Here is a 22,470-nt window from a genome sequence, read left to right on the forward strand (position 1 = left end):
TCCGTTGCCGGTCGCAAATCAGGTAGGCGAGGACCGTTATGTCGGCTGGCCATTTTGTCGATAGGTAACAGCCGCAAAGTCGGTTTGCCCAAAATGCCTGCTTGGTTAGGTCGTCGTCGATGATGCGATCAGTCGGAATGCGATGGCCAGCATGCCCGTGGGCGGAGCGACGCCGAGCACCAAATCACCCCGATCCAATGCGTCGCCGTTCCAGGTGATGGCGTCGGCGGCCACCCATCCGCTAAGCGCCAGGCTCCCGGAGTCTCGCGACACGTGCGGCTCCCACCTGCCGATGCGCCCCATCACGTTCAGCACTCGTCCCGGTCGATTCAGCGCGAGCAGCGAGACGCGCTGCGCGCCAAGGAAGCTCAGCATGTCGCCCTGCTTCAGCTCCACGGCTTGCTCATCGATCTCGAGGCTCACCATCACCGGATCGAGCACGACCAACGTCCTCAGCATTCCCGGCAGCAACGAGAATGCTCCAGGCTGCCTTAAAGTAGCGATGCTGATGCGGCGTGCGTCCTCGGCGTCAGACCACAGCAGTCGAGTCGTGCCGCCGCCGTTCGCCCACGTGGTATCTACAGCGTCGGCGTAACGGACGATGCTGACCGTCAAAGACTGCCTGGAAGGTCGAGATGCTTGTCGCGCGCGCAATCAAGCGCGATGTCGTAGCCGGCATCGGCATGACGCATCACACCGGTTGCAGGATCATTCCACAGCACCCGGCCCAGCCGCTTCGCTGCTTCGGGCGTGCCGTCGGCGACGATTACCATCCCGCTATGCTGGGAATAGCCCATGCCGACTCCGCCGCCATGGTGGAGCGACACCCAGGTCGCGCCGCTGGCGGTGTTCAACAGCGCGTTCAGCAGCGGCCAGTCGCTGACCGCATCGCTGCCGTCACGCATCGCCTCGGTTTCGCGATTGGGGCTGGCGACCGATCCGCTGTCGAGATGATCGCGGCCGATCACGACAGGCGCCTTCAGCTCGCCCGACGCGACCATCTCGTTGAACGCCAGGCCGAGGCGGTGGCGGTCTCCGAGACCGACCCAGCAGATCCGCGCGGGAAGCCCCTGAAAGCGAATCCGCTCGCGAGCCATGTCGAGCCAGCGGTGCAGATTGGCATCGTCGGGCAGGAGCTCCTTCACCTTGGCGTCGGTGCGGTAGATGTCCTCGGGATCCCCCGACAGCGCGACCCAGCGGAACGGGCCGATCCCCCGGCAGAAGAGCGGTCGGATATAGGCGGGGACGAAGCCCGGAAACGCGAAAGCATCGGCCACGCCTTCATCCCTTGCTACCTGACGTATGTTGTTGCCGTAATCCACGGTGGGGACTCCCGCGGCCTGGAAGTCGAGCATCGCGCGCACGTGCCGCGCCATGGACGCCTTCGCCGCGACGGCCACTCCGGCGGGATCCTGCTCGCGACTGGCGTGCCAGCGCTCGACGGTCCATCCGGCGGGCAGATACCCGTTGACCGGATCGTGCGCGCTCGTCTGGTCGGTGAGCAGATCGGGACGGACCCCGCGCGCGACCATCTCGGGCAGCAGCTCGGCTGCGTTTCCGAGCAGTCCGACCGACACGGGGCTGGTTGCTCTCGTGACGATTTCGAGCGCCTCGTCGAGACTGTCGGTGGCGCGGTCGAGATACCCGGTGCGCAGCCGCATATCGATCCGCGACTGCTGGCATTCGATGGCGAGGCACGAGGCTCCCGCCATGACCGCCGCCAGCGGCTGCGCTCCGCCCATGCCGCCAAGACCCGCCGTCAGCAGCCACTTGCCCGACAGGTCGCCGCCGTGGTGCTGGCGTCCCATTTCGACGAACGTCTCGTAGGTGCCCTGAACGATGCCCTGCGTGCCGATATAGATCCACGATCCCGCGGTCATCTGGCCATACATCGCCAGCCCCTTGCGATCGAGCTCGTCGAAATGCTCCCAGGTCGCCCATTTCGGCACCAAGTTCGTGTTGGCGATCAGCACGCGCGGCGCATCGGCGTGGGTTCGGAACACGCCCACCGGCTTTCCCGACTGCACCAGAAGGGTCTCGTCGTCGCCAAGGCGGCGCAGCGTGCCGGCGATGCGGTCGTAGCTGTCCCAGTCCCGCGCGGCGCGACCGATGCCGCCGTAGACGACGAGCTCGTGCGGGTTCTCCGCCACGTCCGGATCGAGGTTGTTCATCAGCATCCGCAGCGGCGCCTCGGTAAGCCAGCTCTTGGCGCTGAGAGCGGTGCCGGTCGCGGCGCGAACGATGCGGGTCGGATCGAGGCGGTTCATCGGGCGAATTCCAGACAGGTTGCGAGTATGGCGGCAAGCGTCGTGCGAAGCGGTGCGGCGAAGTCGGCGTCATACTCGGGCGGCCAGTTGCCCGGGGTGACGACGCCGACCGGTTCGCGCAGATAGGCGCGCATCGCGGTCTCCATCTGGACCGCATGGACGCCCTGATCGGGGCGCCCGTGACGCCTCGTCGTCCATCCACCACGGAAGCGGCCGTCGACGACGTGGCTGCGGCCCGATGCGCCGGCGACGGAGGCCACGGCGTCGCGCAGCTCCGGGGCGCAGCTGCCGCCGCCATTGGTGCCGATGCTGAGCTCGGGGAGATCGCCCTCGAACAAGCGCGGTATTCGGCTGCGGATCGAGTGGCAGTCGTAGACGACCACGCGATCGTGGCGCGCCCGCAGCCGCGCGATCTCTCCTGCCAATGCGGCGTGGTAGGGATCGAAATAGCTGGCGCGACGGCCTGCGATCTCCGCTTCGTCCGGTGCCGCGCCGTCGTATAGCCGATCGCCGTCGAAGCTGGTCGTTGGACACAGTCCCGTCGTCGCCTGGCCCGGGTAGAGCGAAGCGCCGCTCGGGTCGCGGTTCACGTCGACGACGCTGCGGGAGATGTCGGTCGCGACCACCGTCGCGTCGGCTAGCCCGTCGTAGAGACTGCCGATGTGCCAGTCCGCGTCGCGACGCGCCCACCATTCCGAGCGGAAGCTGCCGACCGGCAGTTCGGTCCCCCCGTGCGGGAATGCCAGGATCAGCGGGCTGTCCGCCGGCGTGACGCGAAGCCACGTCATGGCGCGAGCCCTGGAAGACCGCCTATGTCGGCCAGCGCGCCTCGCAAGATCAGTCCGGTCGCCGCGGCGATGTCGGGCGCCATGTAGCGGTCGTCCGCGAGCGTCGGCACCCGCGCGCGGAGCAGCGACCGGACCTTCTCGACGGCCTCGCTCGAGGCCAGCGGCGCATGGAAGTCGCAGCCCTGCGCTCCCGCGAGCAGCTCGATGCCGAGGATGGCGTCTACATTAGCTGCCATCGCGACGAGGCGCCGGCTTCCGTGTGCCGCCATGGAGACGTGGTCCTCCTGGTTGGCCGAGGTCGGGATCGAATCCACGGAGGCTGGATAGGCGCGCTGCTTGTTCTCGCTGACGAGCGCCGCGGCGGTGACCTGCGGGATCATGAACCCCGAATTGAGCCCTGGCCGCGGTGTGAGGAACGCGGGCAGCCCCGATAGCGCGGGGTCGACCAGCATCGCCACGCGCCGTTCGGACAGGCTGCCGATCTCGCACAGCGCCATCGCGATCATGTCGGCGGCGAAGGCGACGGGCTCGGCGTGGAAGTTGCCGCCTGACAACGCCTCGTCGCCGTCCTCGCCCGGGAAGATCAGCGGATTGTCGCTGACCCCGCCGGCCTCGGTGATCAGGGTGGTTGCGGCCTGCCTCAGCAGATCGAGGACCGCGCCCATCACCTGCGGCTGGCAGCGCAGACAATAGGGATCCTGCACCCGGCCATCGTCGTCTCGGTGGGAGGCGCGGATCGCGGAGCCCGCCATCAACGCACGAAGAGCGTCGGCCGTGTCCATCTGACCGCGATGCCCACGCAGCTCGTGGATGCGCGGATCGAACGGCGCGTCCGAACCCTTCGCCGCCTCCGTCGACACGATCCCCGTCACCAGCGCCGATCGGTAGAGGCGTTCGGCCTCGAACAGCCCGGCAAGCGCATAGGCACAGGAGAACTGCGTGCCGTTGAGCAGCGCCAGCCCCTCCTTCGGCCCGAGTTCCAGCGGCGAGAGCCCGGCGCCGGCGAGCGCCAGGCTCGCCGGCAGGATCTCGCCCCGGCAGACGATCTCGCCGACCCCGATCATGGCCGCTGCCATGTGGGCGAGCGGCGCGAGGTCGCCGCTTGCTCCGCACGAACCCTGCGCGGGGATCACCGGGATCAAGTCGCGCTCCAGCATCGCCTCCAGCATCGCGACCGTCGCCGGGCGCACTCCCGACGCGCCTTGGGCGAGGCTGGCGAGCTTCAACGCGATCATCAGCCGCGCGATCGGGACCGGCATCGGCTCCCCCACCCCTGCGCAGTGACTGAGGACGATGTTCCGCTGGAGCGTGGCGAGGTCGGCGTCGTCGATGCGGACGCTCGCCAGCTTTCCGAAGCCGGTGTTGATGCCGTAGACCGGGGCGCCCCGCGCCACGATCCGCGCGACCGCGGCGGCGCTCGCCTCGACTGCTTCCGCGGAGGCGGGGTCAAGGCGCGGAGTGGCGCCGCGATAGATCGCCAGCCACTGGTCGTAGGTGACCGCTCGGGGATGAAGGATCATCGGCCGTTCCTGATGCGTGAATGAAGGGGATTGAAGCCGATCCGGTAAACCAGTTCGGCAAGGTCGGAGACGTCCCAGATTGCGAGATCGCACGCCTTGCCCGCCGCCAGCGTCCCGACTTCGGCGTCGATGCCGAGGGCCCTAGCGGCGTTCACCGTCATGCCTCGCAAAGCCTCCTCGACGGTTAGCCGGAACAAGGTCGCGGCCATGTTGAGCACAAGCAGCGGCGACGTCAGCGGCGATGTGCCCGGGTTGCAGTCGGTGGCGAGCGCGATCGGGACGCCATGAGCGCGCATCGCGGCGATCGGCGGCAGCACCGTCTCGCGCATGAAGTAGTAGGCGCCGGGAAGCAGCACCGCGACGGTTCCCGCTGCCGCCATCGCGGCGACGTCGGCGTCCGTCGCATGCTCGAGATGGTCGGCGGACAACGCGCCATGACGCGCCGCCAGCGAGGCTCCCCCCAGCGCCGACAACTGCTCGGCGTGGAGCTTCACCGGCAGGCCGGCCGCGCTCGCCGCGGCGAATACCCGATCAACCTGCGCGGTCGTGAACCCGATCCCCTCGCAGAAGGCGTCGACCGCGTCGGCCAAGCCAGCCGAGGCGAGGATCGGGATCTGCGCGCAGACGTCGTCGATATAGCCGTCGGGGTTGCCGACGAATTCGGGCGGCAGCGCGTGCGCGCCGAGAAAGGTCGTGACGACGCGCACGTCGCGACTGTCGGGCAAGCGCCGCGCCGCGCGCAGCATCTTCGCCTCGTCGGCGGCATTGAGGCCATAGCCAGATTTCACCTCGACCGTGGTCACGCCCTCGGCGATCAACGCATCCAGCCGGGGCAGGGTCTGTGCGATCAGCGTCTCCTCGCTTGCGTCGCGGGTCGCGCGCATCGTCGAGACGATCCCGCCCCCGGCGCGGGCGATCTCCTCGTAGCTTGCGCCCGCGAGCCGCTGCGCGAACTCGCCGGCGCGGTTACCGGCATGAACCAGATGGGTGTGGCAATCGATCAGTCCCGGCGTGATCCAGCGCCCGCCGCAATCACGTCTGTCGGCAGCGGTGAACGCCACGCCAGGTTCGGCCGGTCCGGCGTATGAGATGCGGCCGTCTGCCGCTGCGATAACACTGTCTTCGATGACGCCGATGCCATCACCGGCCATCGTCGCCAGTCGGGCGTTAAACCAAACCGTATCGCAGAGCACCATTTCCCCCTTCGAACCTGTATATACAACAGCACGTGCGCGGATTACAGTCCAGCCCTGATGGAGGCGCGAGTGAAAACCTTGTGGTTCGAGCGGGCCCTACTCCCCGAAGGTTGGGCGGACGCGGTGCGGATCAGGCTAGCGGACGGTCGGGTAGCGGCCATTGAGCGAGGAGCGCACGCTCAACGTGGAGACGAGCGATACGCAACGGCGATGCCCGGCCTGCCTAACCTGCACAGCCACGCCTTCCAGCGGCTCATGGCGGGTCGGGCAGAAGCACCGGCCGGGCCCGCAAAGGACGATTTCTGGGGTTGGCGCGAGCTGATGTACCGCCTGGTCGGCAGCCTGACGCCGGACGACGTTGCCGCGATCGCCGCGATGGCGTTCGTCGAAATGCTCGAGGCCGGCTTCACGCGCGTCGGCGAGTTCCACTATCTCCATCACCAGCCGGACGGCTCCCGCTATGACGATCCCGCAGAAATGGCGGTGGCGATAGCACGTGCGGCTGCCGAATCCGGCATCGCGCTCACCTTGCTGCCCGTGTTCTACGCCCACGCCGGGTTTGGCGGAGCGCCGCCGAACGCAGGACAGCGCCGATTTGTCAACGACCTCGACAGGTTCGCCCGGCTGCTAGACGCGAGCCGCGGTGCGGTGGCCTGTCTGCCTGGTGCGTTGGTAGGGATTGCGCCGCATTCGCTGCGCGCAGTAACACCCGAGGAACTCCTCGCCTTGGAGACCATGGCGACCGCGGCCCCGATCCACATCCATATTGCCGAGCAGGTCAAGGAGGTCGCGGACTGCATCGCATGGTCGGGACAGCGGCCGGTGGCTTGGTTGCTGGATCACGCTCTGGTCGACCCGCGCTGGTGTCTCGTCCATGCGACACATATCGATTCGAGCGAACTCACGGCAGTGGCAGCGAGCGGTGCCGTGGTTGGGCTCTGCCCCATCACAGAAGCCAATTTAGGTGACGGGATTTTCCCGGCAGACGCATTCCTTGCGGCCGGGGGCGGGTTCGGCATCGGGAGTGATTCCAATGTCTGTATCAGCGCCGCTACAGAACTTCAGCTTCTGGAGTATGGCCAACGCCTATCGTTGCATCGCCGCAGCGTGCTGGCGGCGAACGACGCATCTTGCGGCCGCACGCTCGTCGACGAGGCGCTACGGGGCGGTGTACAGGCGCTTGGCTGTGAGAGCGCCATCAAGGTCGGCGCATCGGCCGACCTAGTGGCATTGTCGCACGACCATTTCGGGGAGTTGGGGGACGGTGTCCTGGACCGCTGGATCTTCGCTGGCGGTGGTCCTGCGGTGGACACGGTCTGGTGTCGCGGGATTCAGCTTGTCAGCAACGGCCGCCATCGAGCTCGCGATGATGTCGCAGGCCGTTTCGCCAAGGTCGCCACACGCCTACTGAGAGCAACTTAGAGCGACAAAGCGCTTAAGCTGACCAGATCTCCTTCCTTGCCGACGATGCACACGCCGTGAGGCGCCCTTCTTAGCTTGCATAGACGATGACGACGATCGAGGGACGCCAGCAGCCCGCAACAATTCAGGGTCTTATCAACCATTACATGGCCCATCGGCCGAACAGTGTGGCAATGATGATCCCCGCGCCAAGCATGAGAAGCGTCAGCACCGTCATCGCGGCGATCTGCGGCCCAGTCACGCGCGTGGCCGTCGCCATGCCGCTCATCCCTGCCATCGCGTCCTGTCCCATGTCCGGCATCGGCGTGGCCGATTGGCGGTCAGCGCCGACTTCGTGTCCGCCATGCCCCAGCGCGCGCACCGTGCCCATGCCGTGCTTCAAGCGCACGCCGACAAGCCAAAGGTTGATCGGATAGGCGACTGCGAACCCGACGAGCGTCGCCAGCGACATGACGCCCCAGAAACGAAGCGAGCTGGCGTGCATCGCGGCCATGTCGTGGCTCATCAACACCACCATCGCCGGGATCATCCCGGCCATGACAGCATTCATCGAAAGCCATTCGGGGATGAACGACATGCGAAGCGCTCCCGAATAAGAACCGCCCGCCATGTCGCGCATGAACAGTGCCTGGAAAATCAGCAGCCCGAACGCGAAGCCGAAGGCATATTCCGCAATCACGTCCTGCCACATCGGCAGGCCGAGCGCCGTGGTGATCGCGGCCGCAGCGATGACGCCGGTCGCGTCACCCGCTAGGCAATGGATCGACGAGCCGAACGCCTGCTTCCAAAGCGGTCGAACGAAATCTTCGTGGCGTTCATTAGCCGGCTCTTGGCAGGACAGGACGTAGGCCGCGGCCATGATCGGGCCGCCATATAGCGTGACCAGCAGCCAGCCCCATTTCATCACGCGCAGCTCAGGATTGCGGGTGAAGGCATCCCACGCGACGTAGGCGACCGACATTGCGGTCAGCACGAACCACCCGATCAGCACAGCGTCGAGCCAGGGGGCCGGGGATGGCATCGTCACGGCAGCTCTCCTCTATTGCTAGAGAATACGCGGCTTCCGGCGCCAGCCCTCGCGCGGGGGGCGGCGTCAGGCGAGTTTGCTGGACACGGCTTTGATCGCTTTCAGCCCCGAGCCGAACCGGGCTATGGCCTCGCGGTTCCTCTCCAGCTCGCCATAGGGAAGGTAGGATATGTCGAGGTCGGCGACGCGGCTGAACGCGGGCCGCTGCAACTGTGCGCGAACGTCCGCCTCGCGGGCGTCGGGCGCGACAAGGAACAGCCCCGCGGTCGCGTGAAGGTCGCTGCCGCTCAAGGCCAAGTCGAGCATCCTGACGATGCCCGAATAGATCGACGTCGAATGCTCCACCTCAAACGCCGCCGCAACGTGATCGCCGGCCTTATCAAGCCACAGCACATCGATCAGGCGGATGGAATCCGCGCCCTTCGACGTCGCGATCGTGTCGGGCAGGCGCTCAAGGCATCCTGCGCCCAAGGGTGATCCGTCGAAGGCGCGGCTGCGGTCGTTCGCGGCGATCCATACGTCATAGCCGAGCGCCAACCCTAGATCGCGAAGCCATGCCTGGATTTCGGTATGGGTGCGCTCGTTCTCGCCCTCGCGCTGAGCGGCCTTGCTGAGCGTGCGCGCTTCCTCGCGCGCCGCCTCAAGCCGCTGCCCCCAGCTCGCCAGCGTCGCGCCGCTCACGTCGAGGGGCGGAGCCGGATAGCGATCGGAGCCGATGTCGAACAACAGACCGCCGATCGCGCCTAAATCATTCGATAGCAGCTCGCGGAAGCGGTCGTTGAGATCGAGGATGCCGGTCCGCATCGCCAGAAAATGCTCCCAGCTCCCGAGCTTCACATTCGCCCCCGTCAGCGCGTTGTAGCCCTTAACGATTGCGGTGTTGAAGGGCGGCACCAGCGTCGGGTGAAGGAAGTAGAGGAGGTTGGCGACCGCCGGACCCAGCCCCTTGATCTTCAAACGGTCGATCGCGTGGATATGGCTGATGATCTCCTCGGCCGTGTCGCAACAGGAACAGGCGTCGAGCAAGCGGCCGAACGCGCGCTGATTGTCGGGGCTCTCGTAAATGTCGGGGATGCGGAGCTTCGGCTTCCAGAGGAACGCATGGTCCGCGCCCTTGAAGATTTGCCGCTGCTCGGCGACGGAATGGACGACGGTTTCGAGCGACGATCCGCGGTAGGCGACGCCGAACGTGCCGCGCTCGATCTCGCCGACAACCTGGGTGATGCCGCGCCGGATTGATCGGAAGTTCTTCAACCGCTCGTCCCAAAGAAACCAGCTCCGATAGGTCGCGCCCTGATCGTCACGCCAGCGGGCAATTAAGCGGCGCACCAGGCCGTCATGGTCGGTGCCAGTAGAAAGACTGTCGATCTGCGCTGCCATATGTCCCCGATTGCCCCCGGCCCGCGTTTGGCGAGCTAGTAATAGACCTAAGCTGCGGCCCTTATGGCGTCGAGGGTGTAGAGCTGGCCCCCGCAATATGAGGGCAACGCCGCTCCCGCGCGTAGATTCAACATACACGCCAGCGGTGCCGACAGGGCCTTGACCCTAACACGGTGTCATACCCTACATGCTCTCGGGTCGAAGGAGTCTTGCCATGAACGACCCTCATTCCCATTCCCAAGCCGGGGGTTGCGGCTGTTCGAAGCCTGCGCCTCAATCGGTCTCCACGCCCTCATCCTGTTGCGGGGGCGGCTCGGCCGCTCCCGCAAAGATCGAGCACGAACATCATCACACCGAAGCGGGCGGCTGCTGCTCGGGCAGTAAGGACAACGATGCCGCAGCAGCAGTGATCGACGCGGTGTGCGGCATGACGGTCGATCCCGCAAAAACGACACACCATGCCGAGCACGCTGGTCATGCCTATCATTTCTGTAGCGCAGGGTGCCGGAGCAAGTTTGTCGCCAATCCTGACGCCTATCTGAGCGATAAGCCGAAACCGGAGCCGATGGCGACGCCGGGGGCGATGTGGACGTGCCCGATGCACCCGCAGATTCGCCAGGAAGGGCCGGGAACTTGCCCAATCTGCGGCATGGCGCTCGAACCCGAAGAACCGTCGCTCGACGATACTCCCAACCCTGAGCTGGTCGACTTCACGCGCCGACTGTGGGTGGCGGGCGCGCTCACGATCCCGCTGCTCGTCGTCTCGATGTTCGCGGAAATGTTAGGCCTGCATGTGGTTAGCCCTGCGGCCTCGCCTTGGGTCCAGCTCGCACTCACCGCGCCGATCGTGCTGTGGGCGGGCTGGCCGTTTTTCGAGCGGGGGTGGACATCGCTTCGTACCCGCCATCTCAATATGTTCACACTGATCGCGATCGGCGTAGGTGCCGCCTTCCTCTATAGCGTGGTCGCGACGCTCGCGCCGGGCATCTTCCCAGCGACCTTCCGCACGCATGGGAGCATGGTTCCCGTCTATTACGAGGCGGCTGGCGTCGTGGTGACACTGGTGCTGCTCGGGCAAGTGCTCGAACTGCGCGCTAGGGCGGCGACAGGGCGCGCGATCCGCGCTCTCATGGATCTCGCCCCCAAGACGGCGCGACGCTTGCAGCCTGACGGTTCTGAAGAAGAAGTCGGGCTTGCCGACGTGGCAACCGGTGACCGGCTGCGGGTCCGCCCCGGTGAAGCCATCCCGGTCGATGGCGTCGTGGTCGAGGGTCGTTCGTCGGTCGACGAAGCCATGCTCACCGGCGAACCCGCGCCGGTCCTCAAGGAAGTCGAGGCGATCGTTACCGGGGGCACCGTCAACGGGACGGGCAGCCTGGTGATGGAAGCCCGCGCGGTTGGTTCGGACACGATGCTCGCGCGTATCGTCCGCATGGTCGCGGAAGCGCAGCGAAGCCGCGCCCCGATACAGGCGGTCGCCGATCGGGTTTCAGGATGGTTCGTGCCGCTCGTCGTGCTGATCTCGATTGCGACCTTCATCACTTGGTCGCTGGTCGGCCCTGAGCCGCGCATGGGCCATGCCCTGCTTAACGCCATCGCAGTGCTGGTGATCGCCTGCCCGTGCGCGCTCGGGCTCGCCACGCCCATGTCGATCATGGTCGGCACGGGACGCGGCGCTCAGGCCGGCGTGCTGGTGAAGAACGCGGAAGCCTTACAGGGGCTGGAAAAGGTCGATACCCTTGTCATCGACAAGACGGGTACGCTCACGGAAGGCAAGCCCAAGCTGATCGCGGTCGAGACGGTCAGCGCGGTCGGAGAGAACGACATGCTCGCGCTTGCCGCGGCCGTCGAAGGCCAATCCGAACATCCGCTCGCGCACGCAATCGTCGTTGCCGCCAAAGAACGAGGATTGCAGCTCGGCACAGTCGCGGACTTTGCCTCGCAAACCGGGCTGGGTGTCAGCGCCACGGTGGGCGGCCGCTCGGTCGTGATTGGCAATGCGGTGCAAATGAGCCGGATCGGCGCTGATCTCAAGCCGGTCGACGCCGCGGCCGATCGTCACCGTGGCGAAGGCGCGGGCATCATCCTCGTCGCGATCGACGGGGCGCTCGCCGGTCTGCTCGCAGTCGCCGATCCGGTGCGCGCATCGGCGCGCGACGCTATTGCCGCGCTTCGCAAGGAGGGCCTGCGGGTCGTCATGCTCACCGGCGACAATCGTGGGACGGCCGATGCTGTCGCGCGCGCCGTGGGCGGTCTTGATGACGTGCGCGCCGATCTGCTGCCGGAAGACAAGGCGCGTATCATCGGCGAGCTGAAAGCGAGCGGCGCAAGGGTCGCAATGGCGGGCGATGGGATCAACGACGCCCCGGCGCTCGCCGCCGCGGATGTCGGCTTGGCGATGGGAACGGGAACAGACGTGGCGATCGAAAGCGCCGGCATGACGCTCACGCGCGGCGATCTCTCGGCGATCGTGCGCGCCCGCAAGCTCGCTCGCGCGACGATGCGAAATATCCGCCAAAACCTGTTCTTCTCGTTCTTGTTCAACGGAATCGGCGTGCCGGTTGCGGCCGGCGTGCTTTACCCGGTTGCCGGTATCCTGCTGTCGCCGATGCTGGCCGGTGCAGCGATGGCGCTCTCGTCCTTCACCGTGGTCCTGAACGCACTGCGGCTCAACGCGGTAAAGCTGTGAACATCGGAGCGGCGTCGGACGCCAGCGGCGTCTCCCAACGCATGATCCGCCACTATGAAAAGATTGGTTTGGTGCCCGCGCCGCCACGGCGCGGGAACTACCGGGACTACGCCGACGCTGACGTTCATCGGCTGCGATTTATCGCCAACGCGCGCGACCTGGGGTTCCCGATCGAGGAAATCCGCACGCTGCTGGGGCTGTGGTCGGATCGCGATCGGTCGAGCGCGGAAGTGAAGACGCTGGCGGAAGCCCGCGCTGCCGAACTGGGCCGCAAGGTCCGCGTCTTGGACGCCATGCGCCGCTCGCTTACCGGGCTCGCCCAAGCCTGTCATGGCGATGATCGGCCTGATTGTCCGATCATCGAACGCTTGGCTGAATAACTTGCGCGGCTAACTTTTACTCCACTTGAGCGTGATCGTGCGTCGCACCGTTTCACGCGTTTCGCGCTGCGGCTTTGCCGCACCCCTCGATCGCCGCGCGGTTGGCCGTCACGATCCTGTCGGCCCCGACGATGGCGCGGAACGCGGTGGGACTGGCGCTCTGGATCATACGCTGCCCGGCTTCCCAGCGGGGCAAGTCGAGCGTCCGCGCCGCCATGCGCTCGGGCCATTGCCAGCTCGCCGGTGCGATCTCGCGCGCGACCAGGCCCGGCACGATCGCCCATGCGAGGATGCCGGCCGCCACCCCACCCAGGGCAAACCATAGCTGCCGATTCTTCTGGTCGGCGCGTGTCCATGCGGACCCGGCGATGGCGCGAAGATCGGCCATGATGCGGGCCTTGTCCTCGCCCGCCTTGGCGAGCGCCGCCTGATCCTCGCGCCGGGCGGCGCTGCCCGCCGCGGCGATGCGCTGCGCCATCTGCTCCGGCGTCATCGCCAGCGCCGGGGCCGCTTTCAGGAATTGGCCGATGCGCGCGACGTTCTCGCCTGCCGTGTTCACGTTCTGCTGGAGCACGCCAAGCGTCTCGGTATGGTCGGGTATGTCGATCGCCGCGCTCGGCCGCCAAGCCCTCCACGGCGCAGCGCCAGCTCGCCGCGCATGGCCTCGAACGCCTCGGCCGCGCCTGCTCCGCCCTGATCGTCCTCGTTCGTCACCTGTCGTGAGCCTGCAACCCGTGATATTCCTCCGAGTTAATCAAAGGAGACCCAACAATCACCGGACCGGTCATGCCTAAGACACCACACACGAAAGGCCCGGACGAAACCCTTTCTCTCCTCGCCGATCCCTATCGGTTCATCTCCAGGCAGTGCCAGCGCCTAGGCGCAAACGCTTTTGAATCCCGTTTCCTGCTGAAAAAGACCAACTGCCTTAAGGGGGCCAAGGCCGCCGAAATCTTCTACGATACGACCCGCTTCGAGCGCGAAGGTGCCATGCCGGTCGCTATTCAGAAGACACTGCTGGGCCAAGGCGGCGTTCAGGGTCTGGACGGCGAGACCCATCGGCACCGCAAGCAGATGTTCATGGGCCTGATGACACCAGAGCGCGTGCGGGCGCTGGCGCAATTGTTCGAGGCCGAGTGGCGCAGGGCGGTGCCGGGCTGGACGCGCAAAGGAGAGATCGTCTTCTATGACGAGTTGCATGAGCCGCTGACGCGAGCGGTATGCGCTTGGGCGGGAGTTCCTCTTCCGGACGATGAAGCCGGCAACCGCGCGGGCGAGCTGCGGGCGCTGTTCGACGCCGCCGGCTCGGCGAGCCCAAGGCATCTTTGGTCACGGCTGGCCCGTCGTCGCGTCGACGCATGGGCGAAGCGGATCATTGAAGGCATTCGGGCCGGGAGCATCGGCTCGGGCTCGGGGACCGCGGCTTACGCGATAGCCTGGCATCGCGACCGGCACGACGATCTTCTTTCGCCGCACGTCGCAGCGGTCGAACTGGTAAATGTCCTTCGCCCGACCGTCGCGATCGCAGTGTACATCACCTTCGTCGCCCACGCGCTGCAAACCTGTTCAGGGATCAGGGCGGCCTTGGTTCAGCAGCCGGACTATGCCGAGCTCTTCGTCCAAGAGGTCCGCCGATTCTATCCCTTCTTTCCCGCTGTGGTGGCGCGCGCGAGCCAAGATTTCGAGTGGGAGGGGATGGCCTTTCCGGAAGGGCGTCAAGTGGTGCTAGACCTTTATGGGAGCAATCACGACGCAGCGACCTGGGCCGACCCCCAGGAGTTTCGCCCTGAGCGTTTCAGGGCTTGGGACGAAGACTCCTTCAACTTCATTCCGCAGGGCGGCGGCGATCACTATCTCGGCCATCGCTGTCCCGGCGAATGGATCGTCCTCGCGATCATGAAGGTGGCGGCACACCTCCTCGTCAACGCGATGCGCTATGACGTACCGGACCAAGACCTGAGCATCGATTTCGCCAGGCTGCCAGCGCTTCCGAAAAGCGGCTTCGTGATGCGCAACGTCCACATAGGTGGCTAGGGCCGCGTGCCGTGGTGATGGTGATCGGCTCCGTTATCGACCGTTTGCGCGAGTACGGGGTGCGATGCGACATCTACGCAGTCGAATGTTGGTTCAGCAAGTCGATCACGGCGCACCTCGCCGCCCCGTCGCCTTCGCAACGGTCGATGGTCGCAGCCAGCAGGCTTTCTAGTTGCGCCAGATCCTCCATCTTAGCGCGCACACGCTCTAGATGGTGAGCCGCGATCTCGCGGACCTCACTGCATGACGCCTGCGCAGAACCGCCAAGAGACAGGATCGCGCGCACCTCGGCCGGGGAGAAGCCGAGTTCGCGCGCGCGACGGACGAACCCAAGTGCGCGGACGTGACCGGTCCCATATACCCGCCGCCCGCCGCTTGTGCGGGGTGGCGTTGCGAGAACACCAACGCGCTCGAAGTACCGGATCGTCTCGATATTCACGCCAGTCCGGCGAGACAGCTCGCCGATCGTGATGCTTTCCTCAACGCGCATATATTGCTTGCTCCTGTAGTCACTACAGGATGCATAACGGGCTAACCCGCTAGAGGCGATAGATGAACCAAGAGACCATCCCGCGTGAACCCCTAGGCGCACCAACGTCACGACGTCGCGCCGACACGGGGCTATCCGCCCTCGGCGCGCTTGCGAGCTTAGCCGCTGTTCTAGCTGCGGCGTCATGCTGCGTCCTGCCCCTCGCACTCGCGGCGCTCGGCCTGGGGGCGGGCCTGTCCAGCAACTTCGCCGCGCTGATACCACTACGGTGGCCGCTAACGGCGACCTCCCTCATCGGCTTGGCTGCTGGGTGGTGGGCCTACGCGCAGCGGCGGAGGTCCTGTGCTGGGGACCGGTCCTGCACAATGCCGCTGCCCTCGCGCGCGACACCTATCCTGCTCGCGATTGGAACGGTTCTGACGCTTATCGCGTTCGCCTGGGACCTCCTAGAAGCGCCGCTGATGAACGCGCTTTCCTGATGCAGCTCACCTCAACCCTGACCTGTCCCAAATGCGGCGGGGTGGCCACCGAAAGGATGCCCACCAACGCCTGCCAATTCTTCTATGATTGCCGGCATTGCGCGGTGGTGCTGCGGCCCCTGGCTGGCGACTGCTGCGTGTTCTGCTCATTTGGCGATGTCCCATGCCCTCCGATCCAGGAAGCGAAAGCAAACGGGACTGTGGCGGGCTGCTGCGGGTGAGGCGATAGCTTCACGTTTCTTCGTGAACTGGGGTCCTGCTCGCCAAGGTCGCGCAAGCGAAATTGCCTACTTCGGTCTTATTCGACCGGTTCCTGACCTGCCTCAACTGCTCATTTTCGAGAGGGCATTTGAACAGGATAGCATTTCGGGCGCTTCAAAAACCCTTGCTCCTCCAGTTGCTAGAGCATGTAACCGCAATTTGCTCTCCTGCGGACGGGGGGCTGGAGGTGGCTTTTTGACGGCCCGTGTTGAAGCAATCGGTATGTCTCGACGCTCATTAGTGGCGCGGCTGGTGGCCTGTGGAACCGGCTTGGTGCTCGGTTCTCCAACGCTCGCGCGACAGACTTCCCGGTCTGCGGCCTCGTGGAACTTCGGCGCGGCTCACCTCGAATGGGAGCCGCTGGAAGTCGGCACGGGTGATACCCTCCTTGTTTCGGCACAAGTGCGCGGAGTGCCGGCGCGGGCGGTGCTCGACAGTGGCAGCGGCGCGTCGATCATGAGCACGGCGCTCGCGGCGAAGCTCGGCTTGAACAATGGTGAGCGGCGCATGATTAGCGGGCTGAGCGCCAAGGCCCCGGTGCTGCTGGTCCGCGACATCGACGTACAGCTCGCCCGCGAAACCCGTCGCTTACCCTTTGCCGTTGTTGGTGATCTGAGTTCAGTGTCGGCGGCCTTCGGACGACCGATCGACGTTCTCCTCGGTGCCGATATGTTCACGGGCAGCTGCATCGCGCTCGATTTCGCGAACAGGCGTATGGCGGTCGTCAAGTCAGGCACGTTTCTCGCCGGCCCCGACTGGCGCGCTGTCGCGCTCGGACGCGGTGCCAAGCAGGAGCTGTTCATCCGGGCCTCCGTCGAGGGCCTGTCTCCCGTGCCCTTGATGATCGATCTTGGCAGCTCGGCCGCGCTGATGCTCTCGTCGGCCTATGCCCGCGATCAAGGGCTGTTGAACGGGAAGCTCGTCTCGACCGCGGCGATCGGCGGCGTCGATGGCGTGCGAGTCAACGATGCTTTCACAACCCAGAACATCAACATTGAAGGGCTTGGCGTCTCGAACGTCCCCACACTCGGGATGAGAGCTTGGCTCTCCACCAGCACGGTTGGCAATGTCGGCCTACCGCTGATCGCTCAATTCGACGTGGTGTTCGACGTGACCGCCGGATTCGTGTGGCTCCGGCCACTCGGTCCTCGTCGTCGCCTGCCGATGCTGAAGGACCGTAGCGGCCTTGGCCTCGCAGCCTCACCAACGGCGCTCACCGTCGTTCATGTGGCGGCGAACAGTCCCGCGGAAAAGGCTGGCTGGGCGGTCGGCGACCGGATCGTGGCGGTGAACGGCCATTCGATCGATGCGAACTATACGCGTGGGGAGCTCTGGCAAGTGCGCTCCCGGCCTGCTGGCACCCTCGTAAAGCTGACGATGGCCTCGGGTGATGTGCGCGACCTCAGGCTAGCCGACTATTACTGATCGGCTTGAGGGTGGCCTTTGCCGATCGCCTTCATGATCCGACAATCGGCCATGCGCGCCTTGGTGCAGCTCTGGCTGAGCATTGCCAACTCATCCCGCAACACCGCGAGTTGCGCCAGCCTCTCCTCAACATCCTTGAGGTGCTGAGCAGCGATAGCTGAGGCGGCACCACAATCCTGGTCCGGGTTCTGCGCCAGCCCCATCAACGATCGTATTTCGTCGACCGAAAAGCCGAGCCGGCGACCGTTGCGGATGAAGTGCAAACGCTCGATGTCGCTGGCATCATAGGTTCTACGGCCCGACGCCGTGCGCGGGGCGGAGCGCAGCAACCCGATCGACTCATAAAACCGGATCGTCGTCACTTTTGTCGACGTCTCGCTGGCGAGCTGCCCAATCATCACCGGCTTCATCATGCCATCCTTGCTAATGCGAACGTGTCGCACATTTCGCTTGCTTCTACAGCGACTGGAGGTGGTAAGGAAGGCCGCATGAATGCTTCTACCGAAAGCTGCGGGTGCCACGGGGAGCCCGCGCGCGCGCAAACCGATCCGGCCTATCGCCGTGCGCTGCTGACCGTCGTGGTGCTCAACCTCGGCTTCGGAGTCGCCGAGCTGTTCGGCGGGTTCATCGCCGATAGCCAAGCGCTGAAAGCGGATTCCCTCGATTTTCTCGGGGACGGGTCGATCAGCCTTATCGGTCTTCTCGCGCTTGCCTGGTCCGCACGGGCGAGGGCAAAGGTCGCGCTGACGCAGGGGTTGTTTCTCGGTGCGCTTGGCGTGGGCGTAATCGGTTTCGCGATTTGGCGCGCCCTGAACGCAACCGCGCCGGATGCCGAACTGATGGGCACAATCGGCGTTGTCGCGCTCGCGATCAATGTCGTGTCCGCCTTGGTGCTTGCGCGTTTCCGGGAAGGGGACGCCAATGTTCGCGCGATCTGGCTGTTCAGCCGCAACGACGCGCTCGCCAATGTCGCGGTGATCGCCGCGGCCGGTCTGGTGGCGTGGACAGGAAGCGCCTGGCCGGACCTCGCCGTCGCCGGCCTCATCGCCCTCCTGTTCCTCCACTCCGCTTATGAAATCGTCACTGGCGCTCGGCGCGAACTGGGAGAGCGGTAGTGCGTCTGCTCACCTTGATCCGGGCAATGCTCTCGCTGCGGCTGCTCGCCGCGCTCGCTGCGCTGCTGATCCCTGCTGCGGCATTCGCCGAACCCGGCGACGTGCAAACCGCATGGCGGCTGCTCGACTATATGGCCGTCGATTATGGAGGCGCGGTCGCGAACGGTCGGATCAAGAGCGCGTCGGAATACGCCGAAATGAATGAGTTTGCCGCGTCGGTCTCGACACGGCTTCAAGGCCTGCCGGCGAAGCCGGAGCGCCAAGCCCTCATTCAGCGGGCCGCCAACCTCCAAGCGGTAATCGCGGAAAAGGGATCGACTGAACAGGTGGCAACACTGGCGCACGGGCTCGCGGCCGATCTGCTGCGCGCCTACCCGGTGCCGCTCGCGCCCGATAAGGCTCCGAACCTCGTCTCCGGCCATGCCCTGTTCCAACAATCCTGCGCGTCCTGTCACGGCATGACGGGCAACGGCCGTGGCCCCGACGCCGCCAAGCTCGCGACACCCCCGATCGCCTTTACCGATGCCGAACGTGCGCGCCAGCGCAGCGTCTTCGCGCTCTATCAGGTGGTGACGCAGGGCATCGACGGGACGGCGATGCAGAGCTTCGCCGATCTGCCGAACGATCAGCGCTGGGCGGTAGCATTCCGAGCCGGGAGCTTCGCCTTCACGGACGCGCAGGCGCGCGAAGGCGAGCGGCTGTGGAAATCCGATCCGACCCTTCGCCGTCGCATCCCGGACCTGAAAACCCTGGTCGCACTCACCCCGGCCGCGCTCGGCGCGGCGATCGGCGACGCCAAGGCTGACGCCGTGCTCGCGTTCCTGCGTCGCCACCCTGAACAGGTGATGCAACAGGCTCCCGGCTCGCTCGCGGTCGCCCGCGCCAAACTCGCCGAAAGCGTGGCCGCTGCCCGGCGTGGCGATGCGCGGATGGCAAAAGAGCTGGCGCTGTCAGCCTATCTCGATGGGTTCGAGCCGATCGAACCAACGCTCACCGCGCGCGACGCGACGCTGATGGGCCGAATCGAGGGCGCCATGGGGGAGTTCCGCGCCGCGATCGACCGGGGCGCATCGCCCGATGATCTCGCGGAGAAGGTCACGGTGCTGGGCGGCTTTTTCGATGATGCAGAAGCGGCGCTCGCGCCCGATGCCGCCACCGAGGCGTCCACGTTCCTGGGCGCGTTCACGATCCTGCTGCGTGAAGGGCTCGAAGCCCTGCTCATCGTCGTCGCCATGATCGCATTCCTGCGTAAAGCCGACCGCGGCGAGGCGCTGCGCTACGTTCATGGCGGCTGGGTCAGCGCGATCATCGCGGGCGGAATCACCTGGGCGGTCGCCACCTATGCAATCGGGATCAGCGGCGCGAGCCGGGAGCTGACCGAAGGGTTCGGCTCGCTGTTCGCCGCGTTCGTGCTGCTCTCGGTCGGGATTTGGATGCACGGTAAGGCGCAAGCCGATCAGTGGCAGCGCTATATTCGCGAGAAGATGTCGCGGGCGCTCTCGGGCGGGTCGGGCTGGTTCCTGTTCGGACTCGCCTTCGTGGTCGTCTATCGCGAGGTTTTCGAGACGATCCTGTTCTACGCCGCTCTCTCCGCGCAAGGTGACAACGGGATGCTGCTCGCCGGCGCCGGATCGGCCATTGGACTGCTTGGTGTGATCGCCTGGGCAATGCTCCGCTACAGCCGCAAGCTGCCGATCGCGCAGTTCTTCCGCTATAGCTCCTGGCTCATGGCCGTTCTGACCGTCGTGCTTGCGGGCAAGGGCGTCGCCGCTCTCCAGGAGGCCGGCCTTATCAACATCGCACCGCTCGCGGACGTGCCGCGGCTGTCGATGCTAGGGTTATTCCCCACCTGGCAATCGGTGCTGGCGCAACTCCTGATGGCGGTCGCCATCGCAGTGGGGTTTGCCTGGAATCGGCGCAACCGATCTCGCTCGGGTTCCGGCCCGGCGACGGCTCACTAGGCGAGGCTCGCATTTGCCCCCGCTTCGCTCGCGCACACTGGCCGGCATGTCGCGCATCCGCGACGGGCGCCAGGACCTCGCGGGTACGCAGCGGACATGAAAGCGGGCACGGCCACGCTGCTGATCGCCACGGGGGCCGCGCTAGACCTGGCGACCAAGGCATGGGCGCGGGCTGCGCTCGAACCCTATGGGCCGGCGGGCGATTTCCTGCCCTTCGTCTCGCTGCGCCTGACCTTTAACGAGGGCGTGTCGTTCAGCCTGCTCGCCTCTGATGGCGACGTCGGGCGCGCCCTCCTGATCGGGCTCACGGCAATCCTGACCCTCGGCCTTGTCGCGTGGGCCTACCGCTCGCAGGGCTGGCAGCGCACGGCCTTAGCGGTCGCCGCGGCCGGCGCCGTGGGCAATCTGATCGACCGCGCCGCACGCTGGTCTGTAACCGACTTCCTCGGGCTGCACTTCGGGAGCTGGCACCCCTTCGTTTTCAACCTCGCCGACGTGTGGATTTCGCTCGGGGTCGGGCTACTGCTGCTCGGGCCATACTTACCCGCAAGAGGATCGACGGCAGAAGCGTTTCGCCGGAATGGCGCTGAACGCCCGGCAGCTACGGACGGAGGGCCGTGATGACAGAGAGTTCTCGCGACAGGCGCCCTTGATGGAGGCAACCGTCCGCCCCCGCCTTTTCGGCTGATACCGAGCTAAGGCTTGTGTGCCGAGTAGATAGAAATGGAGCCGGTCGGCGTTGATATCGACTGGCGCTCGATCACGCGATCGAACCCCGCCGCGGCGAACATGCGGGGTAGCACGCCATCAGCGTTCGGCTGGGTGTTCGCTGAGCAGCCCCCACCGGGTGGTCCGGGTAGATAGTTAGTGCATTGTCGTCTCCGCCGCCATTGCCGGGCGCAGGTGGAGCGAAGCGGAACCGGAGGCCGGCAATGGCGGCGTCGCCGCTTCTGGTGCGGGTGGGCGATAGCCCAGGCTGCTATGTGGCCGGATGGTGTTGTAGTGGCGCCGCCACGCCTCGATCAGCACTCTGGCCTCGGCGAGGCTGTAGAAGATCTCTCCGTTAAGCAGCTCGTCACGCAGCGAGCCATTGAAGCTCTCGTTGTAGCCGTTCTCCCATGGCGAGCCTGGCGTGATGTAGAGCGTGTTCACGCCGATCTGCCCAAGCCATTTCTGGACTGCGGTGGCGATGAACTCGCTGCCGTTGTCCGATCTGATATGGGCAGGCGGGCCCCGGTCAATGAACAGCTCGGCCAGGGCCGCCGTAAGCGTCCGGTGTTCCCCGCCTTGCTGACGAGGTGATGCGCAAGCCACAGGTGCGGCACTGTGGCAGGCACCGGTGCGGCATTATGGCGACGCGAATTATCGAGATGGTTGGGGCAGAGCCGCGGCGACGGTTCAGCGACGATGACAAGGCGCGGATCGTGTCGGAGGCGATGATGCCGGGGGCGAGCGTGCTGGACGTGGCACGGCGTCACCGGGTGTGCACGTCGCTGGTGTACCGCTGGCGACGCACGCTGCTGCGCGACGGGGTCGCAAGCGAAGCTTTGCCCTTGCCGGGCGCGGCGTTCGTGCCGGTCGAGGTGGCGAACGTGCCCATGGCGCCGCAGCCGGAGCCGCTCGGACCGGGTGTGGTGGAGGTGGTCGGCCCGGCCGGGCAGCGCATCCGCCTGGCACCTCCCATCGACGCGCGGGTGCTGAAGGCCGTGCTGGCCGGGTTCGCTTGATCGGGCCGCCGAGCGGCGTCCGGGTGTATCTGGCGGCCGGGGTCACGGACATGCGCAAGGGTTTCGACGGACTGGCGGCGCTGGTGCAGCAGCGGCTGCGCCAGGATCCGTTCGGGGGTGCGGTGTACGCCTTCCGGGGCAGGCGCGGCGATCTGGTCAAGCTGCTGTGGTGGGATGGTCAGGGCCTCGTCCTCCATGCCAAGCGTCTGGAGCGTGGTCGGTTCACCTGGCCGACGACCGCGGACGGCGTCGCAGTGCTGACCCCGGCGCAGTTGTCGATGCTGCTCGAAGGGGTGGACTGGCGGCATC

The 22,470-nt window shown here is 66.0% G+C and carries 23 protein-coding genes; 12 read left to right on the top strand and 11 right to left on the bottom strand.

Annotated elements, in window-relative coordinates; all coding sequences use genetic code 11:
* Window positions 1–105: 105 nt before the first annotated feature.
* The 5 genes from Q0L57_RS12895 to hutI are packed head-to-tail and all read right to left on the bottom strand — an operon-like array spanning window position 106 to window position 5,771.
* Window positions 106–615 carry a HutD family protein gene (locus tag Q0L57_RS12895; RefSeq protein WP_296743193.1) on the bottom strand — a complete coding sequence of 170 codons (510 nt, stop codon included), beginning with the start codon at window positions 613–615 and terminating at the stop codon, window positions 106–108.
* Complete coding sequence (gene hutU, locus Q0L57_RS12900; protein WP_296743195.1) at window positions 612–2,267, bottom strand: urocanate hydratase; 1,656 nt, start codon at window positions 2,265–2,267, stop codon at window positions 612–614. The genes Q0L57_RS12895 and hutU overlap by 4 nt, the downstream gene beginning before the upstream one ends.
* Entirely contained in the window at window positions 2,264–3,055 is a 792-nt protein-coding gene (hutG, locus tag Q0L57_RS12905; RefSeq protein WP_296743196.1) for an N-formylglutamate deformylase, read from the bottom strand. The genes hutU and hutG overlap by 4 nt, the downstream gene beginning before the upstream one ends.
* Window positions 3,052–4,575, bottom strand: a complete 1,524-nt coding sequence (gene hutH, locus Q0L57_RS12910; protein ID WP_296743198.1) for a histidine ammonia-lyase — start codon at window positions 4,573–4,575, stop codon at window positions 3,052–3,054. Before hutH ends, hutG begins: the two co-directional genes overlap by 4 nt.
* On the bottom strand, window positions 4,572–5,771 hold the full coding sequence (hutI, locus tag Q0L57_RS12915) for an imidazolonepropionase (protein WP_296743200.1): 1,200 nt from the start codon (window positions 5,769–5,771) through the stop codon (window positions 4,572–4,574). The genes hutH and hutI overlap by 4 nt, the downstream gene beginning before the upstream one ends.
* A 69-nt stretch (window positions 5,772–5,840) precedes the next feature.
* Here hutI and Q0L57_RS12920 point away from each other — a divergent pair, with 69 nt between their 5' ends.
* Complete coding sequence (locus Q0L57_RS12920; protein ID WP_296743201.1) at window positions 5,841–7,193, top strand: formimidoylglutamate deiminase; 1,353 nt, start codon at window positions 5,841–5,843, stop codon at window positions 7,191–7,193.
* A gap of 142 nt (window positions 7,194–7,335) precedes the next feature.
* Here the strand turns inward: Q0L57_RS12920 and Q0L57_RS12925 are convergent, their stop codons facing one another.
* Entirely contained in the window at window positions 7,336–8,214 is an 879-nt protein-coding gene (locus Q0L57_RS12925; RefSeq protein ID WP_296743214.1) for a DUF4396 domain-containing protein, read from the bottom strand.
* A 72-nt stretch (window positions 8,215–8,286) separates the two neighbouring features.
* Window positions 8,287–9,600, bottom strand: a complete 1,314-nt coding sequence (locus tag Q0L57_RS12930) for a type II restriction endonuclease (RefSeq protein ID WP_296743203.1) — start codon at window positions 9,598–9,600, stop codon at window positions 8,287–8,289.
* Window positions 9,601–9,814: 214 nt separating this feature from the next.
* On the opposite strand from Q0L57_RS12930, the gene Q0L57_RS12935 reads away from it, so the two are divergent.
* Together Q0L57_RS12935 and cueR are read left to right on the top strand one after the other, a co-directional pair.
* Window positions 9,815–12,289, top strand: coding sequence for a heavy metal translocating P-type ATPase (locus Q0L57_RS12935; protein WP_296743204.1), 2,475 nt, complete (start codon window positions 9,815–9,817; stop codon window positions 12,287–12,289).
* Window positions 12,286–12,669 (top strand): Cu(I)-responsive transcriptional regulator, encoded by a 384-nt coding sequence (gene cueR / locus Q0L57_RS12940; protein WP_017980795.1) that lies wholly within the window; start codon window positions 12,286–12,288, stop codon window positions 12,667–12,669. The genes Q0L57_RS12935 and cueR overlap by 4 nt, the downstream gene beginning before the upstream one ends.
* Before the next feature lie 52 nt (window positions 12,670–12,721).
* Here the strand turns inward: cueR and Q0L57_RS12945 are convergent, their stop codons facing one another.
* Window positions 12,722–13,408, bottom strand: coding sequence for a DUF6118 family protein (locus Q0L57_RS12945; protein WP_353653271.1), 687 nt, complete (start codon window positions 13,406–13,408; stop codon window positions 12,722–12,724).
* A gap of 47 nt (window positions 13,409–13,455) precedes the next feature.
* On the opposite strand from Q0L57_RS12945, the gene Q0L57_RS12950 reads away from it, so the two are divergent.
* Entirely contained in the window at window positions 13,456–14,703 is a 1,248-nt protein-coding gene (locus Q0L57_RS12950) for a cytochrome P450 (RefSeq protein WP_017980797.1), read from the top strand.
* 73 nt (window positions 14,704–14,776) lie between these two features.
* Here the strand turns inward: Q0L57_RS12950 and Q0L57_RS12955 are convergent, their stop codons facing one another.
* Window positions 14,777–15,193, bottom strand: a complete 417-nt coding sequence (locus Q0L57_RS12955) for a helix-turn-helix domain-containing protein (RefSeq protein ID WP_017980798.1) — start codon at window positions 15,191–15,193, stop codon at window positions 14,777–14,779.
* Between the two features lie 62 nt (window positions 15,194–15,255).
* Here Q0L57_RS12955 and Q0L57_RS12960 point away from each other — a divergent pair, with 62 nt between their 5' ends.
* From Q0L57_RS12960 to Q0L57_RS12970, 3 genes are all read left to right on the top strand, one after another.
* Complete coding sequence (locus Q0L57_RS12960; RefSeq protein ID WP_017980799.1) at window positions 15,256–15,672, top strand: mercuric transporter MerT family protein; 417 nt, start codon at window positions 15,256–15,258, stop codon at window positions 15,670–15,672.
* Window positions 15,672–15,893 carry a GDCCVxC domain-containing (seleno)protein gene (locus Q0L57_RS12965; RefSeq protein WP_081609171.1) on the top strand — a complete coding sequence of 74 codons (222 nt, stop codon included), beginning with the start codon at window positions 15,672–15,674 and terminating at the stop codon, window positions 15,891–15,893. The genes Q0L57_RS12960 and Q0L57_RS12965 overlap by 1 nt, the downstream gene beginning before the upstream one ends.
* Before the next feature lie 235 nt (window positions 15,894–16,128).
* A complete protein-coding gene (locus Q0L57_RS12970; protein ID WP_232252445.1) occupies window positions 16,129–17,358 on the top strand; it encodes an aspartyl protease family protein in 1,230 nt (409 codons plus the stop codon).
* Here the strand turns inward: Q0L57_RS12970 and Q0L57_RS12975 are convergent.
* A complete protein-coding gene (locus Q0L57_RS12975) occupies window positions 17,352–17,771 on the bottom strand; it encodes a helix-turn-helix domain-containing protein (RefSeq protein WP_007406847.1) in 420 nt (139 codons plus the stop codon). The two genes, Q0L57_RS12970 and Q0L57_RS12975, sit on opposite strands and share 7 nt — an antisense overlap.
* Window positions 17,772–17,846: 75 nt before the next feature.
* On the opposite strand from Q0L57_RS12975, the gene Q0L57_RS12980 reads away from it, so the two are divergent.
* The 3 genes from Q0L57_RS12980 to lspA all read left to right on the top strand — a co-directional run bounded on the left by Q0L57_RS12980 (window position 17,847) and on the right by lspA (window position 21,055).
* The gene (locus tag Q0L57_RS12980) at window positions 17,847–18,473 is read left to right on the top strand and encodes a cation transporter (RefSeq protein ID WP_004212870.1); all 627 of its coding nucleotides are present in this window, start codon (window positions 17,847–17,849) and stop codon (window positions 18,471–18,473) included.
* Window positions 18,473–20,434 carry a cytochrome c/FTR1 family iron permease gene (locus tag Q0L57_RS12985; protein ID WP_064311260.1) on the top strand — a complete coding sequence of 654 codons (1,962 nt, stop codon included), beginning with the start codon at window positions 18,473–18,475 and terminating at the stop codon, window positions 20,432–20,434. Before Q0L57_RS12980 ends, Q0L57_RS12985 begins: the two co-directional genes overlap by 1 nt.
* A 96-nt stretch (window positions 20,435–20,530) precedes the next feature.
* The gene (gene lspA / locus Q0L57_RS12990) at window positions 20,531–21,055 is read left to right on the top strand and encodes a signal peptidase II (protein ID WP_064311259.1); all 525 of its coding nucleotides are present in this window, start codon (window positions 20,531–20,533) and stop codon (window positions 21,053–21,055) included.
* 243 nt (window positions 21,056–21,298) lie between these two features.
* Here lspA and Q0L57_RS12995 read toward each other — a convergent pair whose 3' ends face one another.
* Window positions 21,299–21,748, bottom strand: coding sequence for an integrase core domain-containing protein (locus Q0L57_RS12995; protein ID WP_338112287.1), 450 nt, complete (start codon window positions 21,746–21,748; stop codon window positions 21,299–21,301).
* A gap of 35 nt (window positions 21,749–21,783) precedes the next feature.
* Between Q0L57_RS12995 and Q0L57_RS13000 the strand changes: the two genes are divergently transcribed.
* On the top strand, window positions 21,784–22,161 hold the full coding sequence (locus Q0L57_RS13000) for a transposase (protein WP_171007704.1): 378 nt from the start codon (window positions 21,784–21,786) through the stop codon (window positions 22,159–22,161).
* Between the two features lie 50 nt (window positions 22,162–22,211).
* Window positions 22,212–22,470 (top strand): IS66 family insertion sequence element accessory protein TnpB (gene tnpB, locus Q0L57_RS13005; protein WP_366940901.1); only part of this gene is annotated, 259 nt, incomplete at its 3' end.

It is taken from the genome of Mesorhizobium sp. (assembly GCF_024509055.1).
Lineage (GTDB): Bacteria > Pseudomonadota > Alphaproteobacteria > Rhizobiales > Rhizobiaceae > Mesorhizobium.

Excerpts from the sequence above, each read along its gene's own strand:
- hutG (WP_296743196.1), bottom strand. The coding sequence starts at position 3,055 with ATGACGTGGCTTCGCGTCACGCCGGCGGACAGCCCGCTGATCCTGGCA.
- Q0L57_RS12965 (WP_081609171.1), top strand. The coding sequence starts at position 15,672 with ATGCAGCTCACCTCAACCCTGACCTGTCCCAAATGCGGCGGGGTGGCC.
- hutI (WP_296743200.1), bottom strand. The coding sequence starts at position 5,771 with ATGGTGCTCTGCGATACGGTTTGGTTTAACGCCCGACTGGCGACGATG.
- Q0L57_RS12935 (WP_296743204.1), top strand. The coding sequence starts at position 9,815 with ATGAACGACCCTCATTCCCATTCCCAAGCCGGGGGTTGCGGCTGTTCG.
- hutU (WP_296743195.1), bottom strand. The coding sequence starts at position 2,267 with ATGAACCGCCTCGATCCGACCCGCATCGTTCGCGCCGCGACCGGCACC.
- hutH (WP_296743198.1), bottom strand. The coding sequence starts at position 4,575 with ATGATCCTTCATCCCCGAGCGGTCACCTACGACCAGTGGCTGGCGATC.
- Q0L57_RS12980 (WP_004212870.1), top strand. The coding sequence starts at position 17,847 with ATGAATGCTTCTACCGAAAGCTGCGGGTGCCACGGGGAGCCCGCGCGC.
- Q0L57_RS12975 (WP_007406847.1), bottom strand. The coding sequence starts at position 17,771 with ATGATGAAGCCGGTGATGATTGGGCAGCTCGCCAGCGAGACGTCGACA.
- Q0L57_RS12925 (WP_296743214.1), bottom strand. The coding sequence starts at position 8,214 with ATGCCATCCCCGGCCCCCTGGCTCGACGCTGTGCTGATCGGGTGGTTC.
- Q0L57_RS12955 (WP_017980798.1), bottom strand. The coding sequence starts at position 15,193 with ATGCGCGTTGAGGAAAGCATCACGATCGGCGAGCTGTCTCGCCGGACT.
- Q0L57_RS12930 (WP_296743203.1), bottom strand. The coding sequence starts at position 9,600 with ATGGCAGCGCAGATCGACAGTCTTTCTACTGGCACCGACCATGACGGC.
- Q0L57_RS12960 (WP_017980799.1), top strand. The coding sequence starts at position 15,256 with ATGAACCAAGAGACCATCCCGCGTGAACCCCTAGGCGCACCAACGTCA.
- lspA (WP_064311259.1), top strand. The coding sequence starts at position 20,531 with ATGAAAGCGGGCACGGCCACGCTGCTGATCGCCACGGGGGCCGCGCTA.
- Q0L57_RS13000 (WP_171007704.1), top strand. The coding sequence starts at position 21,784 with ATGGCGACGCGAATTATCGAGATGGTTGGGGCAGAGCCGCGGCGACGG.
- Q0L57_RS12950 (WP_017980797.1), top strand. The coding sequence starts at position 13,456 with ATGCCTAAGACACCACACACGAAAGGCCCGGACGAAACCCTTTCTCTC.